This window comes from Pedobacter gandavensis, from assembly GCF_014172405.1.
Lineage (GTDB): Bacteria > Bacteroidota > Bacteroidia > Sphingobacteriales > Sphingobacteriaceae > Pedobacter > Pedobacter gandavensis.
The window spans coordinates 26,833-41,863 of record NZ_WNXC01000009.1 but is presented as its reverse complement, the minus strand read 5'-3'; the positions used below and the strand labels follow the sequence as shown (position 1 = coordinate 41,863).

The 15,031-nt window shown below is 39.8% G+C and carries 13 protein-coding genes; 5 read left to right on the top strand and 8 right to left on the bottom strand.

What is annotated here, in order from left to right; genetic code table 11:
- Positions 1-37: 37 nt before the first annotated feature.
- The gene (locus GM920_RS20245) at positions 38-529 is read right to left on the bottom strand and encodes a YajQ family cyclic di-GMP-binding protein (protein WP_062549667.1); all 492 of its coding nucleotides are present in this window, start codon (positions 527-529) and stop codon (positions 38-40) included.
- 151 nt (positions 530-680) lie between these two features.
- Between GM920_RS20245 and GM920_RS20240 the strand changes: the two genes are divergently transcribed.
- The 3 genes from GM920_RS20240 (at position 681) to GM920_RS20230 (ending at position 4,630) form a co-directional block, all read left to right on the top strand.
- Positions 681-1,553, top strand: coding sequence for a hypothetical protein (locus GM920_RS20240; RefSeq protein WP_182960909.1), 873 nt, complete (start codon positions 681-683; stop codon positions 1,551-1,553).
- Between the two features lie 129 nt (positions 1,554-1,682).
- Positions 1,683-3,740 (top strand): polyphosphate kinase 1, encoded by a 2,058-nt coding sequence (gene ppk1 / locus GM920_RS20235; RefSeq protein WP_182960907.1) that lies wholly within the window; start codon positions 1,683-1,685, stop codon positions 3,738-3,740.
- 5 nt (positions 3,741-3,745) lie between these two features.
- A complete protein-coding gene (locus GM920_RS20230) occupies positions 3,746-4,630 on the top strand; it encodes a Ppx/GppA phosphatase family protein (protein WP_182960905.1) in 885 nt (294 codons plus the stop codon).
- Between the two features lie 3 nt (positions 4,631-4,633).
- Here GM920_RS20230 and GM920_RS20225 read toward each other — a convergent pair whose 3' ends face one another.
- The 7 genes from GM920_RS20225 to GM920_RS20195 all read right to left on the bottom strand — a co-directional run bounded on the left by GM920_RS20225 (position 4,634) and on the right by GM920_RS20195 (position 10,121).
- The gene (locus GM920_RS20225; protein WP_182960903.1) at positions 4,634-5,104 is read right to left on the bottom strand and encodes a 4'-phosphopantetheinyl transferase family protein; all 471 of its coding nucleotides are present in this window, start codon (positions 5,102-5,104) and stop codon (positions 4,634-4,636) included.
- Positions 5,101-5,355: an acyl carrier protein gene (locus GM920_RS20220; protein ID WP_182960901.1), complete on the bottom strand. Its 255-nt coding sequence runs from the start codon at positions 5,353-5,355 to the stop codon at positions 5,101-5,103. The genes GM920_RS20225 and GM920_RS20220 overlap by 4 nt, the downstream gene beginning before the upstream one ends.
- A 64-nt stretch (positions 5,356-5,419) precedes the next feature.
- The gene (locus GM920_RS20215; protein WP_182960899.1) at positions 5,420-6,697 is read right to left on the bottom strand and encodes a beta-ketoacyl-[acyl-carrier-protein] synthase family protein; all 1,278 of its coding nucleotides are present in this window, start codon (positions 6,695-6,697) and stop codon (positions 5,420-5,422) included.
- Positions 6,690-7,136: a 3-hydroxyacyl-ACP dehydratase FabZ family protein gene (locus GM920_RS20210; protein ID WP_182960897.1), complete on the bottom strand. Its 447-nt coding sequence runs from the start codon at positions 7,134-7,136 to the stop codon at positions 6,690-6,692. Before GM920_RS20210 ends, GM920_RS20215 begins: the two co-directional genes overlap by 8 nt.
- Positions 7,137-7,176: 40 nt before the next feature.
- Positions 7,177-8,229, bottom strand: a complete 1,053-nt coding sequence (locus tag GM920_RS20205; RefSeq protein ID WP_182960895.1) for a type III polyketide synthase — start codon at positions 8,227-8,229, stop codon at positions 7,177-7,179.
- Complete coding sequence (locus GM920_RS20200; protein WP_202986156.1) at positions 8,226-8,978, bottom strand: methyltransferase domain-containing protein; 753 nt, start codon at positions 8,976-8,978, stop codon at positions 8,226-8,228. Before GM920_RS20200 ends, GM920_RS20205 begins: the two co-directional genes overlap by 4 nt.
- A 3-nt stretch (positions 8,979-8,981) precedes the next feature.
- Positions 8,982-10,121 (bottom strand): NAD(P)/FAD-dependent oxidoreductase, encoded by a 1,140-nt coding sequence (locus tag GM920_RS20195; protein ID WP_235964598.1) that lies wholly within the window; start codon positions 10,119-10,121, stop codon positions 8,982-8,984.
- A gap of 356 nt (positions 10,122-10,477) precedes the next feature.
- On the opposite strand from GM920_RS20195, the gene GM920_RS20190 reads away from it, so the two are divergent.
- Together GM920_RS20190 and GM920_RS20185 are read left to right on the top strand one after the other, a co-directional pair.
- The gene (locus GM920_RS20190; protein ID WP_182960893.1) at positions 10,478-13,534 is read left to right on the top strand and encodes a SusC/RagA family TonB-linked outer membrane protein; all 3,057 of its coding nucleotides are present in this window, start codon (positions 10,478-10,480) and stop codon (positions 13,532-13,534) included.
- A gap of 21 nt (positions 13,535-13,555) precedes the next feature.
- Entirely contained in the window at positions 13,556-14,980 is a 1,425-nt protein-coding gene (locus tag GM920_RS20185) for a RagB/SusD family nutrient uptake outer membrane protein (RefSeq protein ID WP_182960891.1), read from the top strand.
- Positions 14,981-15,031: the final 51 nt, after the last annotated feature.

Below are 15,031 nucleotides of genomic sequence, written 5' to 3'. Positions count from 1 at the left end.
TTTTTTAGTATCTGGTTGAAAAATTATAGAGGTATGATTAGTTACGCATATTGATGAATTGTAGGGGCTGACCGAAATCTTCGCCTTTACAAAGTGCAATGACACCTTGTAGGTCATCAATGCTCTTACTCTGTACTCGAACCTGGTCATCCATCATCGAAGCTTGAACTTTTAAGCCACTCGCCTTTATTTTTGCAACGATTTTTTTCGCAGTTTCTTTGTCGATACCTTCTTTTATAGATATCTCTTTTCTGATCATATTTCCAGAAGCGTAGGTCTCTTTTCCAAAGTCTAAACTGTTGGAATCCAGTCCTTGTTTAACCATTCTGGAGATAATAGCATCTTGAATAGCTTTTAAACGCATATCGTCTTCGGTTACGATCGTGATTTGATTGGTTTTCTTATCATGATCAATTGTACTCTTAGACGTATTGAAATCATAACGATTTAGGATTTCTTTTTTGGCATTGTTCATCGCGTTATCAAAAGTTTGCGCGTCAACTTTACTTACAATATCGAAAGTGGGCATGATTATAGCTTTAGAATAAAAAAAATATTAAATTTAAGTGAGATTTAACCCCTAATGGGTGCTCATTACAAATATAAACATTAAACGAGGAATATGAACTGAGCAGTGTCCTATTTATCTGATCAACCTAAAAACTTATAAATAAAAGAATATGAAAGGCAAAAAATCAAGAGTAGAAAAGAAAGTTGCTAAAAGTGCAGCAAAAAAACAATTGGAAAAAAGTCTAAGTGAGAAGTTTTTCGAAGTGGTAAAACATTTGGGACATGATGCAGAGAAGATAGGCGATGACATTGCAAAAGCGAGTAAAGTAGTAGCAAAGAAACTTTCTACGAAATTCTTTGAAGTGAGAGAAGCTGTGAATTCGAAATTGGAAGAGGCAGCAAAAGCCAATAAACCTTTGACTAAGAAAGCAGAGAAAAAAGCTAAAGCTTTCAAAAAAGAGATTGAAAAAGAAGTTAAGAAAGCAAAAAAAGTAGTGAAGAAAGCAGTAGCAAAAGCTAAGCCTGTTGTTCAGAGTGTAAAAGTTGCCGCAATTGCTACAGAAGAAAAAGCCGCTGATGCTTTGGCTAAGCCTTTGAAAAAAGCAGCAGTAAAAGCTAAATCAGCTGCAAAAACAGCCGCAGAAAAAGTGGCCGTATTGAAGAATGAAGTAACTGAAGTTGTGAATAAGACAACTGCAACTCCTAAAACTCCAGGAACGAAACCAGCTGCAAAGACAAAACCTGCAACTACAAAACCAGTAGCCGCTAAAACGACTGCTGCAAAAACAGCTGCAACTAAACCTGCTGCTAAATCTACAGCGACCAAAACCCCTGTAAATAAAACTACAACTGCTAAATCGGCAACCAGTAATACTCCTGCAAAAGCTCCTGGCGTTAAAGCAAGTGTGGGCAGACCTGCAAAAAAAGCAAGTATTCCTGCGGTAGCTAAACCGGTAGAAAAAGTTGCTGAAGCAGAAAAAGTGAATACTGATGCGGCATCAGCTTTAGATAAAACTGCAACAACAGATTCAACAACTGTGTAACATGAGATAAAAGATAATAACGGGACGTTATTTTTTAATTCTTGAATTGGTGATAATTAACACTGATTTAACAATAGAATTTGCAGTTTTGAGCATCCCTGTTTTTTACAGGGATTTTTTTATTTATACATGACAAGAAAAAAGGCACCATTCCTAAACAGAGAGATCAGTTGGTTATATTTTAACGAGCGGGTTTTGCAGGAAGCGGCAGATGAAACTGTACCCTTGATAGAGCGGATTAAATTTCTTTCTATCTTCTCTTCCAATCTGGAGGAGTTTTATAGGGTAAGAGTTGCTACCATGAGCCGGTTGGCCAATTTAAATGAAAAAGCAAAGGCCTTACTAGGATTCAACCCTAAAAAGATCTTAAATGAAATAAAGAATATTGTGGTGAAACAGGAGCGGAAGTTCGAGCTGCTGTTTCAGGCTACCCTGATCAATGAATTGGCGCAAAACAGGATTTTTATCCTCAATGAGACGCAGCTCAACGTGGCTAGAGGAGAGTTTGTAAGGAACCATTTTAGGGATAAAATCCTTTCTAATCTGGTGCCCATCATGATAGATCTGGAAAAGCCATTTCCGGAATTAAAAGATCGGTATCTATATTTCTTTGTACGTCTTTCTAAGGCATCCTCTAAAACCAGTGCAAGGTACGCGCTGATAGAATTGCCACCAAACCTTCCAAGGTTTCTGGTGTTACCAGAAACTAATGGATTAAAGTTTATCATTTTGGCGGAGGATATCATTAAATATTGCCTCGATGATATTTTTTATGTGTTTAATTACGATGTAATTGATGCCTATTCTATACAATTGACCAGAGATGCAGAATTAGATATCGATAAAAGAGTCAGTGATAAATTTATTGAAGAATTAAAGAGCAGTCTGGATAAGCGTAAAAGAGGTAAACCTATGCGACTTTTGTACGATACGGAAATGCCTTTCGAGATGCTGACTGTATTGCTGAATAAAATGAAAATCGAAGCGGAAAGCCTGATTCCAGGAAATAGATACCACCGTTTTGGCGATTTTATTGCCTTCCCAAATGTTGGAGGAAAAGAGCTGGAATACCCACCAAATGTACCTTTGAAAGTTGCGGGCTTACACCGTACAGAAAGTATTTTCAATAAGCTTGCAGAAAAAGACTACCTGGTAAACCTGCCTTATCAATCTTATGATTATATCATTTTGTTTTTAAGGGAAGCAGCAATTGATCCAAAGGTTACAGAGATTAACATTACGTTGTATCGTCTTGCAGAAAACTCAAAGGTGGTCAATGCCTTGATCAATGCCGCTAAAAACGGTAAAAAGGTGAATTGCCTGGTAGAGTTGAAAGCAAGGTTTGACGAAAAAGCGAATATTTTCTGGAGCACCAGATTAAAAGAAGAAGGGGTGAATGTAAATTATGGTCTGACAGATTATAAAGTACATTCGAAAATCTGCCTGGTTAAAAGAATGGAGAAAGGGAAAGCAGTATATTATGCCAACCTGGCTACCGGTAATTTCAATGAAAAAACTGCAGGCATTTATTGCGATCATAGCATCTTTACTGCAAAAAGAGAGATTACACAAGATTTGGTAAAACTTTTTGATGGCTTGAATAAAAAGACGGTAGTTAGTGGATTTAAACATTTGATCGTTTCGCCGCTGGAAACACGAACCAAGTTTTATCAATTGATTGATCGGGAGATTAAGATTGCCAAATCGGGTAAACCTGCTTACATGATATTTAAGGTAAATAGTTTGGCGGATGAGGGGATGGTAGAGAAATTATACGAGGCGAGTAATGCAGGCGTGCAAATCAAGATGATTGTGAGAGGGATCTGTACCCTGGTGCCTGGGATTGTTGGTTTTAGTGAAAATATTACCGTCATCAGTATCATCGATAAGTTTCTGGAGCATGCCCGGGTTTTCATTTACGGGAATAATGGTAAAGAAGAAATGTTTCTTTCTTCGGCAGATTTAATGAGCAGGAACTTCGAGCATCGCGTAGAAGTAGGTTTTCCGGTGTTGGATAAAGAAGTGAAACAAGAAATCCGTGACATCATAGAATTCCAGCTTCAGGACAATGTAAAGGCCCGAGACATCACCAAATTGAACAACAATAAATACCATAAAAATAGAATCAAGACAAAGGTTAGAGCGCAGGTTCAGACTTATAATTACTTAAAAAATAAACACCAATAAAGCCAATGCTTAGATATGCTGCTATAGATATAGGATCCAATGCCGTCAGGTTGTTAATTGCTGACATCACTAAAACTGAGGAAGGATTCGGCTTTAAGAAAAATACATTAATCAGGGTTCCTTTGCGTTTGGGAGATGATGCTTTTCTAGATCATCGCATCTCCAAAAGAAAGACAGAGGATTTACTAAAAACCATGCTGGCATTTAAAAACCTGATGGATGTTTATCATGTCAGTAAATACCTGGCTTGTGCCACCTCAGCAATGCGTGAAGCAGAAAATGGAGGAGAAATCATCAAACAGGTGAAGGAAAAATGCGACCTGAATCTGGAAATTATCCATGGTCAAAGGGAAGCAAATATCATCTACGCAAATCATATAGAAGAGACTCTGGACAATAAAAAGAGTTACCTATATATTGATGTGGGTGGAGGAAGTACAGAACTTTCCGTGTTTGTGAATCGAATTCCAGTAGCTTCCAAGTCTTTTGACATTGGAACGATAAGAATTCTTGACAACCAGGATAGGGAAGAAACTTGGGAAGAGATGAAATTATGGGTAAAAGAAAACACGAAATCACTTAAAAATCTAGCAGCCATTGGTACTGGTGGAAACATCAATAAACTGTACCGCATGTCTGACGAGAAAGAAGGGATGCCAATGTCTTTTATCAAACTAAAAACGCTTTATAACAACTTGAACAGTCATTCTTTAAAAGAGAGAATTCAGGTTTTTGGATTAAATCCAGACCGTGCGGATGTAATTATTCCAGCTTGTGAGATTTATATCACGCTGTTGAAATGGACAGGGATTAAGCAGATTTATGTGCCTAAAGTTGGACTTGCGGATGGTATTATTAATCTTTTGATTGAAGAAAATTTAATAAAGTAAAGCTTACTTTAAGTAGGCTAATGCCAGGAATCGGCCATGGTGACTCACTGTGGCCGGATCGGTACTTCTATAGCTACAATCACCAGGGTTATAAGTACTGATATTTACTTTAATTGCTTGCATGGGATATTGCTCACTAACAACAGTGTGGATGAAATCCGTTGCCAGTATCGTCTGACTGAAGAAGGTGATGTTTTCACATTGTATGCTACCTGTCGCCAGTTCCTCTTTGATTTCCAATGTTTGGCAAATGAGCTTTAAAGGAGCAAATGCCCGCCAGTTTTTTCTTCTGGAATGGATCTTATAAGCAGCTTCTTTCATGCTCCACAACAACCAGATCATTTGGGTAGGCTTGCTGGTTCCTTCAATCCATAATTGCTCTGTTCTTGAAAATAGTTTGTCCAGATACCCTTTTCTGCGCCAGTTGCTTTCCAGCATCGCTTGTCGCAAATCAACAATATCATTGCCTATCATTTTTCTTTCAATTTGTCGGTAATGATTTCAAGTGCAGCACTTACATTTAACATCCGCTCCATGGATAAGTTGTCGATTTCGATGTCGAATTCTTCTTCTACATCGAGCACTACATCTACCAGATTTGCAGAATTGATTTTGAGGTCTTTGATGAAATCGGTGCTTTCCGTAAGGTATTCTAAAGCGTCTTTATCGTGACTGTAATTGGCGACAATGACTTTTAATTTGGAGAGTATTAAGGATCTGTCCATGTTTTCATTTTGAAATGGTATGGCTATCATTTTAAGGATCTTTATGGTGTTTCTAACAAACAGATTAATTGCTAATATGTTTTTTAAAAATGATACAAGCATTGACATCTCCAAAACCGAAACTGGCTTTGGCAAGTACCCGAATAGGGAAAGGTAATTGTTTTTGAGGGATTTTGGAGGGAGAAATCAGCGAAGTAATTTCTGGATTAAGATCTTCACAATTGAGGTTTGGGGCTATAAAGTCGTGTTGCATCTGCAATAGAGCAGCTACGCACTCTACACTGCCAGCGGCACTCAGGCAGTGGCCGACCATAGATTTTAAAGAATTGATATAAGGGAAGTTCTCGCCAGATCTTTGTAGCGCCTCGCACCAGTTCTGGATTTCTAAGCTATCTTTTGAGGTGGCGGTAAGGTGTCCGTTGATGAGGTCGATTTCGTTGGCTGTGATCCCTGAATTTTGAATTGCAGTGCGGATGCAGCGCTGTACAGCCATCGCATTTGGGGCAGTCATGGTTCCAGTTCCCCTTTGTCCCCCGGAATTGAGGTTTCCCCCAAGGATTTCTGCATAAATCCTGGCGCCTCTGGCCAATGCGGATTCCAGTGATTCTACAACAAAGGCCCCTGCACCACTTCCGGGAACAAATCCACTGGCACTGGCACTCATGGGCCTGGATCCGGATTCCGGTGCATCATTGTGTTTAAAAGTGCAAACTTTCATGGCGTCAAAGCCCGCCCAAATGTAAGGCCCACTGTCGCTGGTACTCCCGGCAAGTATTCTTGTTGCCAGACCAGATTTGATACGCTCATAGGCCATTAAAATGCTTTCTGTGCCTGTTGTGCAAGCGGATGAATTACTGCTTACCTGATTACCCAGTCCCAGTTTTCCGCCGATGTAAGCGCTGATCCCACTAGCCATGGTTTGTGAGACCACATTGCTGCCTAAGCGTCGGGTCTGTAAATCATCTATTTTGTAAATAGCCTCTCTGAATTTATCCACTCCTGTAGTACCACTACCAAATATTGTCCCGCTATCCCAGTCTGGTTCTCCGGACTGTTCAATAGTTAGTCCAGCATCTGCCCAGGCATCCATTGCTGCGATAACGCCATACAGGATGCCGGAACTGTTGAAGTTCCTCAATTCAAGCTCAGAGAAATAATTGGCGATTAAAGCATCCGATAGGACGGGTGTTCCGGCAATCTGGCAGGAAAACTGAAGTTTTTCTAATAACGGATGATGGGTGATGCCGGAACGACCGGTTCGAATAGCCTCAAGAAAAGGAGCTAAACCGACTCCATTTGGTGCGACCACACCCATACCCGTTATGACAACCCTGTTAGCCATTCATTTTATTGGTTACCATTCCTGAAATGGTTCCTTTACAAACTACTTCTCCGGCCTCATTGGTCATTTGTACATTACAATGCAGCTTTTTGAAACGGAAATATACTTTTTCGGTGGTCACCGTTACTTTTTCACCAGGGAAAACCGGTTTCATGAAATCGATGGCAGTAGAGGTTAACATCACATGTCCCGGAAGACCAGAAGCTGCGGTTGCAGTCAGGTAAATACCCAGGCAAACCAAGCCAATTTGTGCCATAGTTTCTGTTAAAATCACACCAGGAGTTACCGGATGGTCTTTGAAATGGCCTTTGTAAAAATCAAGATCTTTATCGTAAGTGTAGGTTCCAACAGAGCCATTCTCGTCGATCGACAATAGTTCGTCAACAAATAAAAACGGTTTGCTATAAGGTAAGTGGGTTAGGATTTCTTCTTTGTTCATGTTTATATCAATATATCTTTATCTCAATGATGTGGTAAAGTTACCACTTTAATAATATTCTCTGCGCAGAAAAACCAGGTCCAAAGCTCAGCATGAGTCCATGATCGCCATGAGCAGGGCTTTTATCCATGAAACGTTCCAGTACATATAACACAGTTGCACTAGACATGTTTCCATATAGTCGCAGTATTTCTTTGGTATCCAGAATGTTTTTCCCAGAAAGGCCGAAAAGTTCTTCGACCACCTGGATGATCTTTTTTCCACCCGGATGAAAGATCAAATGATCCATGTCTTTTAAGGATAAACCGTATTTTTTTAGAAAAGGATGGATAATATCTGGAAAATGAGTCGCTATGTTATCTGGAACATCCACATCTAACACCATTTTAAGACCGGTATTACTCAAATGAAACCCCATTAATTGTTCTGAATTGTAGAAATGATACATTTCTTCTCCAATGATTTCGGGGCCCTGGTCATTTTCATCAGAAGACAATAGAACACAAGCTGCACCATCACCAAAAATTGCGGCACTGACCATATTGGCCATCGAAAAATCATTCAGTTGAAGGGTCGCCGTTGGAGATTCTACCGCAACTACTGCTGCGCGTTTTCCCGGATTCGCTTTTAGGAAATTCTTAGCGTAAATGATACCAGAGATTCCTGCGGCACAGCCCATTTCTGTTACCGGAAGACGGACAATATCCTGCCGCAGGTTTAAAGCGTTAATCAGGTAGGCATCTAAGGAAGGAATCATGATGCCCGTACAACTTACGGTAATGATATAATCCAGGTGACTGGCTTGCCAATTTGCTTTTTCTAAGGCATTCCCCAAGCAGTTAATCCCTAATTTGATCCCTTCACGTATATAAATGTTATTTCGTTCTTCAAGAGAAGCTTTTCCAAAAACTTCTTCAGGAGACATGATGGAATACCTTTGGTCGACCATGGCGTTTTCAAAAACTTTCTTTACTTTTCTTTTGAAACGATCCTCTTGCCCAGACAACCAGGTGTCTAAGAATGGAATGATTTCCTCCGTAGTTCTGGAGTATTCTGGAAGGGATTTTGCGACCGTTATAATTTTTACACTCATATCGTAGGGATAATCCACTGGTACCGGAATGCCCATTTCCAACGGATAGTGGTGTTGATTAGTTTCAATTGATTGGAATATTGCTCCAGGTCTTTTCTTTTGAATCCCCTTAAAATGGAAATCAGGCCATCTTCTCTTGACATTTTATTGAGCCTGAATACAAAACACAAGGCGATAAAGAGGTAATAGGGGATTGCATGGCGTTGTAAGTCGTTAACAATGATGCCCAATCTGGCTTTTTCCCGGAATATGGAGAGTAGTTGTATAATTTCCTGGTCTTTAAAATGATGTAAGGTAAGGGTACATAATATGATATCGTAAGAATCAGATAAAGCTGATTCTTGAAAAATATCTACACATTCATAACTTATGTTTTCATAAGTGGATGATAAGTAATTGGCATGTAGAATAGTAAAAGCATTCGCATCTATTCCTTTAAGCTTAAAATTTAAATGATTTTTATTGGCATAATCTGCTAAAAACCGCAGCATATCCCCATTCCCACAGCCAACATCAAGGATACTGATTTCAGCTTTCTCGTTAATTTTGTCGATGTCCTGCGCTTTTACCGAATGATGCAGTGCTGCAGAATGGAGGAGTTCTTTTACCCCGGTAAGGGTTACTTTATTTCCCCCTAATAATTGGTTAATGCTGGCTATTTTATCGAGCGCGTCTTTTAATATTTCTCCTTCCATGGAAAAATTATCCATGATTTCTGGCAATTCGCTTCTGTAACGGGTATCTATCATAGTTTATACCTGATCTGTCATTATTGGATTTCCATGGGTTTTTTTGACCATCATTGACATTAAAAATGGATATTTTATTAATATACGCATGAATTTACTGGTCAGTTGTTTTTTTCTTAAAATTCCTGACATTACCTTTCCTGCGGTGATGCGACTCCCGAAATTTTGATTCCATAAACGCTGGTATCCTCGCTCTAATTGAGTTCTGGATGAAGATTCGCTGGTTAAATAATCGATCACCGCGGATGCGCAGAGTTTGGCGCTATGAATCGCCATTGCCATTCCGTTTCCGCAGAAAGGATGAATCAGGCCAGCGGTATCCCCGATCATGAGGACATGGTTTTCTACAATTGATTTCTTTTCAAAAGAGATCTGACCAATGGTAATCGGTTGATCAAACAGGGGGCTCATCTCCTCAAATATCTTTTTCAAATGAGGATTCTGATATAATACCTGCATGCGGTGCTCCGGAATACTTTTGTACTTCTTGAAGGAAGCATAGTCTACGAGGTAGCAAATGTTAATTTTGTTGTTTTCTACTTTTGATACGCCACAATAACCACCCTCAAAATTATGAAGTGCAACCAAATCATCCGGAAATGGACCTTCATAGTGTGCTTTTACAGCTAGCCAGGGAGATTTTTTTTGGATGAAATGGCGAGATAATTTCTGATCCAGTCCATCACGTTTACCATAAGCCCCAATCACAATTCTCGCTTTTATCAATTGTTGGCTGGCTAGCTTCAGGCTGAAGATATCTTCTTCAAAGCTAAGGTCTACCACCGTGTCATGGATCATTTGACAACCCCTGGCAATGGCCTCCTGGAAAAGATAATGATCCAGAGAATATCTGCTGATACCCATACCTCCTAAAGGCAAAGGGATTTGCAACAATTGACCGTCATTGGTAGAGAAATTAAATCGATGAATGGCCACAGGAGCTAGCGAGCTCAGGTTTAAGTCTAGCCAATCCAGATAGGGTAATACTTCATTTGATAAATACTCGCCACAGACTTTATGATGAGGGTAAGTGTTTTTTTCAACCAGCGTTACCGGGAAGCCTGATTTTAAAAAATGAAGGGCCGCTGTTAGACCCGCTAAGCCAGCTCCTATAATAAGTATTTCCACTTTAGATTCCATCATCTTTATCAATTATGCTAATAACAAGGATGTTAAAGATTTGGTTTTTAACTTATTTTATAATTTTCATCCTATTGATTTAAGAATTTCACCCCTCGATGAGCCTCTGGATTCCTACATTGGATCACCAAATATTAAATTCATGAACAGGTACTTTCCAGCAAAGTATCCGCCTGTATAGGAAATTTTCCATACAGATCTCCTGCGGTAATATTTGAGCAAAAGAAAAAACAACGCAAATCCCTTCTTTTTTAAAGGAGTTAAAACAGCTTAATCGCCATAAGAAATTATGGAGGTTGGATTGTATATCAGCGTAATTAACATTAAGAATCAAACCAATAACCAAAACCAAATATAATATGATGAAAAGAATCACACTTCTTATTGCTTTCCTGCAGTTCTGTTGCATGATCGTATTTGCGCAAACCGGACCGGTCACAGGAACCGTTAAAGATAAATCCAATAACCCAATTCCTGGAGTTTCTGTAAAAGTTAAAAGCTCAGGAGCCGGTACCTTAACCAATGGGGAAGGTAAATTTTCTATAACTGCTAAAAGTGGCGATGTACTGATCTTTACGAGTATAGGTTTTATCACTCAAAATTACACCTTAACTTCAGGCTCAGTAAACATTACGCTGGCTGAGGATAATACTGATTTAGATGAAGTTGTCGTGGTTGGCTATGGCACCCAGAAGAAAAAAGACCTGACGGGTGCGGTTTCTTCTATTACGGCGAAAAGTCTGGAGAATGTACCTATTACACGAGTTGATCAAATGATACAAGGGCGTGCAAGTGGGGTACAGGTGACTCAAACACAAGCGCAACCTGGTGGAACTGTAAGTTTGAGAATCCGCGGGACCAACTCTATCAATTCAAGTAATGAGCCTTTATTTGTGATCGATGGATTCCCGGGAGCAGGGAATTTAAGTTCGATAAACCCAAATGACATTCAATCTATTGACATCTTGAAAGATGCTTCTTCTATTGCGATTTATGGAAGTAGAGGGGCAAATGGGGTGGTTATCGTGACTACTAAAAAAGGTGCTGCTGGTCAGTCGTCTATTAATTTCGAAGCTTATTATGGCCTTCAAAAAGTAAGAAATCCATACAAGATGATGGATGCTACCCAATATGGAAACTACCTGAATGATGTTCAAAGGCTCACTAATATCGAAACTCCTGCTTCAGCTAAGGCCTTACCTTATACTGATGCGCAATTGGCAGCTTTAGGTAAAGGAACAGATTGGCAAAATGAAATTTTCAGAACTGCTCCAATCAGCAATTATCAGCTTAATTTTATCGGAGGAACGGCGGATACAAAGTATAACCTGAGTATGAATTACTTTGATCAGCAAGGGATCATTATCAATTCTGGTTATAAACGAGCATCAGTCAGGTTTAATCTGGATAAAAAAGTAGGAGAGAAATTGAACTTTGGTTTTACTTCTCAACTTACCGCCGGATTAGATAAACGTGCTTTGGTGAACACCAGTGGTGGTTCTAATGGTGGGGTTCTATTGGAAGCCCTAAGGATTAATCCAGCAGTACCTGTCTTTACAAATGGTGATTATACCGTTCAGAACGGTCCTACAGGCTATGTTTTTGCACTTGGAAATCCAGTTGCTTATGCCAATAAAACGACGAATCAATACAAAAACCTGCGTGGCCTGATGAATTTCTATGGAGAATATGAAATTATTAAGGGCTTGAAATGGAAATCTACATTTGGTACAGATTTCAATTTACAAACCAGAGACTTTTATGTGCCTTCGGATCTCTTTGTGGGGAGTAATACGCTTGGAACGGCAAGGAAAGAATATGCAGATAACGTCAGCTGGGTAAATGAAAATACCCTGACTTATGATAAACAAATCAATAAAAACAATGCGATAAATGTAATTGGCGGTTTTAGTATGCAGGAATTCTATAATACTGATTTCTTTGCTGCAAGTAATAATTTCTTCACCAATGTATTGGGGGTAGATAATATCGGAATCGGTGCGAATGTGCTGGTTCCAGGTTCGGGGAAAGTGAAAAATAATTTGGCTTCCTTTTTTGGCCGGGTTAATTATCGCTTGATGGATAAATACCTGGTTACTTTCACGATGCGTGCGGATGGTTCTTCGAAATTTGGTGCCAATAATAAATGGGGTTATTTTCCCTCGGGAGCGATTGCATGGCGTGTGATAGCAGAAGATTTTATGAAAACTTTGCCCTTTGTGAGCGATTTGAAATTGAGGGCCAGTTACGGGGTTTCTGGAAATCAAGAAATAGATCCCTATCAGTCTATTGCCCGTTACAGTGTTAATGGCGCAACATTGGGCGGTAATCGTGTGGTAGGGGTTTCCCCAAATAACATCCCGAATCCTAATCTTGCCTGGGAATCTACCGCTTCATTTGACCTCGGTTTAGATCTTGCTTTGTTCAATAACAGAATCTCTTTAACAGCGGATTATTACAGTAAAAAAACCAAAGATTTGTTGCTCAATGTTTCTATTCCCAGAACAGCTGGTTATAGTAGCATTTTATTAAATGCCGGAGGGGTATCAAATAAAGGGTTCGAGTTGGCGATCAACACAGAGAACATCAATGGAAAGAAATTCCAGTGGAGTACCAACCTGAATTTCTCCCTGAACAGAAATAAGGTGACTGACCTGGCCGGTGAAAAAGAACGTTTTGTAGGTGATGCGAGCAGTGCGCTATTTCCTTCTGGAAATGGCGGAACCAGCGTATTGAGAGTAGGGGAGTCTATAGGTTCCTTTTTCGGATATCGCTTTTTGGGTATCTGGCAAACTCAGGCAGAGATTGATGCGAGTGGCATAAAAGGGGTATTACCTGGAGATCCAAGATATGCAGACCTTACCGGAGATCAGGTGATTGATGCCAAAGACCGGGAAATTATCGGCCATGCGCAACCCGATTTCATTTATGGAATCACCAATAATTTTACTTTTGGCCGTTTAAATCTGAATATTTTTATTCAAGGTGTGCAGGGCGATGAGGTATTAAACCTCAACAGGTATGAAATGGAATCCGGGGACTTCACCACGAACAAGTTGGCCTCAGTAGTCAATAGGTGGACAGGTCCAAATACAAGCAATACCATTCCGAAAGCCAATAGTACCTTACGTAGAAGAACTGGGGTAACGAGTGACGTAGTCGAAAATGGCAGTTTCCTAAGGTTGAAAACAGTTTCTCTGGCTTACAATCTACCAATCAGTAAAGGATTGGGTAAAACAATTAAATCTGCGGGCATTTTTGCGACAGGGACGAACCTGCTGACTTTCACTAAATATAGTGGTTATGACCCTGAGGTAAATTCTTTCGGCCTCAGCAATGGTTTAAGTTTAAACACAGATTATAACGCTTATCCGACCGCCAGAACCTTTACTGCGGGAGTTAGATTGGGCTTTTAATTCACCTATTAAGAAAAGATAATGAAAAAGATAAATATACTAATCGCCATTGTGGTGTTGCTCAATATGTCGTCATGTAAGAAATTCCTTCAGGAGGATGCTTATGATTTTATTTCTCAGAATAAATTTTACAAAACAGAAGGAGATGCCAATGCGGCTTTAAATGGTGTGATCAGTGTGATGCAAACACAACAGTATTATGGACGAACGGTATGGGTGATCAATGACCTTACCGGAGATCAAATGAAAGTGGGACTACCTCAAACCAACCGACCAGAATTGTATAGTCAGACCTATACTTCCACCAATGGAGAGATCAGTAATTGGTGGAACAATTCTTATGTGCTGATTAACCGCGCAAATGATGTGATTCAAAACGTAGAAAATGGGCCGATTACACGTGCAACCAGGGATCAGATCGCTGGAAATGCCAAATTTTTACGTGCCCTTGCTTATTTCGATCTGGTGAGGAGCTTCGGGGACGTACCCTTGCTGATTAAGGCAACAGAAGGTGCTGATGATTTAAAACCTTCCAGAATGCCAATCAAGGCAGTATATGAACAGATTATTTCAGATTTGAAATTCGCAGAAATCAGCTGTCTAAAAGAAGACAAGATTCCTGCGGCAAGTAAAGGCCGTGTTTCTAGTGGTGCTGCGAGTGCTTTATTGGCCAAAGTATACCTGACCAGGGCAGCTACAGCTGCCGCAGAGTCTACAGATTATCAGGATGCTTTAACGGCTTGTAATAAGGTGATTGCAGTGAGCCCTGGAGTATACACTTTACTGCCTTTTGCTGATGTCTTTAATCCCGATAAAAAAGCATCAAATAAAGAAGAAATATTTGTCGTGCAATTTGGGTTAGCACCCAGTACAGGAACGATTACCCCAAGGATGCATTTACCTAAATCGGTATTTCCTAATGATGGAAATGAAGCTTTCTATGTGGAAAATGCATTTGCGTTATCTTATGCAAATAACGACTTAAGGAAAGCAGCAACAATTGCTGCGGTTCCAGGTACCGCGAACTTCTATTACCTAAAGTTTACTGATCCCGCCAGACAAGGGAATAGTGCTAGAAATAATTGGGTGATCTTGCGTTATGCTGATGTATTGCTGATGCAATCAGAGGCCATGAATCAGTTAAATAGCGCTGATCCTAATAAGTTTAATGGGATTAACGCAGTTAGAAATAGAGCCGGATTGTTGCCACTCAGCTTGGTTACCACACCAGGAAAAGAGGAATTCATCAGCGCATTGGTAGATGAAAGAGGTTGGGAGTTTGCTGCTGAAGGACAAAGAAGGTACGATTTGTTAAGACTTGGTAGAATGAAACAGCAACAATTGAAAATTCATAATATCACATTGGATGATAAATACCTACTGATGCCTGTTCCTGAAACAGAAAGGACATTAAATGAAAACCTGTCGCAAAACACCGGTTTCTAATCAGGTTAATCATTCATAAACCTACAAAATAAATCCGGCCGCTAAAACGGC

Bases quoted from the DNA above. Each gene is read 5' to 3' on its own strand.
- GM920_RS20205 (WP_182960895.1), bottom strand. From the start codon at position 8,229: ATGAGTGTAAAAATTATAACGGTCGCAAAATCCCTTCCAGAATACTCC.
- ppk1 (WP_182960907.1), top strand. From the start codon at position 1,683: ATGACAAGAAAAAAGGCACCATTCCTAAACAGAGAGATCAGTTGGTTA.
- GM920_RS20220 (WP_182960901.1), bottom strand. From the start codon at position 5,355: ATGGACAGATCCTTAATACTCTCCAAATTAAAAGTCATTGTCGCCAAT.
- GM920_RS20215 (WP_182960899.1), bottom strand. From the start codon at position 6,697: ATGGCTAACAGGGTTGTCATAACGGGTATGGGTGTGGTCGCACCAAAT.
- GM920_RS20195 (WP_235964598.1), bottom strand. From the start codon at position 10,121: ATGATGGAATCTAAAGTGGAAATACTTATTATAGGAGCTGGCTTAGCG.
- GM920_RS20240 (WP_182960909.1), top strand. From the start codon at position 681: ATGAAAGGCAAAAAATCAAGAGTAGAAAAGAAAGTTGCTAAAAGTGCA.
- GM920_RS20230 (WP_182960905.1), top strand. From the start codon at position 3,746: ATGCTTAGATATGCTGCTATAGATATAGGATCCAATGCCGTCAGGTTG.
- GM920_RS20225 (WP_182960903.1), bottom strand. From the start codon at position 5,104: ATGATAGGCAATGATATTGTTGATTTGCGACAAGCGATGCTGGAAAGC.
- GM920_RS20210 (WP_182960897.1), bottom strand. From the start codon at position 7,136: ATGAACAAAGAAGAAATCCTAACCCACTTACCTTATAGCAAACCGTTT.
- GM920_RS20245 (WP_062549667.1), bottom strand. From the start codon at position 529: ATGCCCACTTTCGATATTGTAAGTAAAGTTGACGCGCAAACTTTTGAT.
- GM920_RS20190 (WP_182960893.1), top strand. From the start codon at position 10,478: ATGATGAAAAGAATCACACTTCTTATTGCTTTCCTGCAGTTCTGTTGC.
- GM920_RS20200 (WP_202986156.1), bottom strand. From the start codon at position 8,978: ATGATAGATACCCGTTACAGAAGCGAATTGCCAGAAATCATGGATAAT.
- GM920_RS20185 (WP_182960891.1), top strand. From the start codon at position 13,556: ATGAAAAAGATAAATATACTAATCGCCATTGTGGTGTTGCTCAATATG.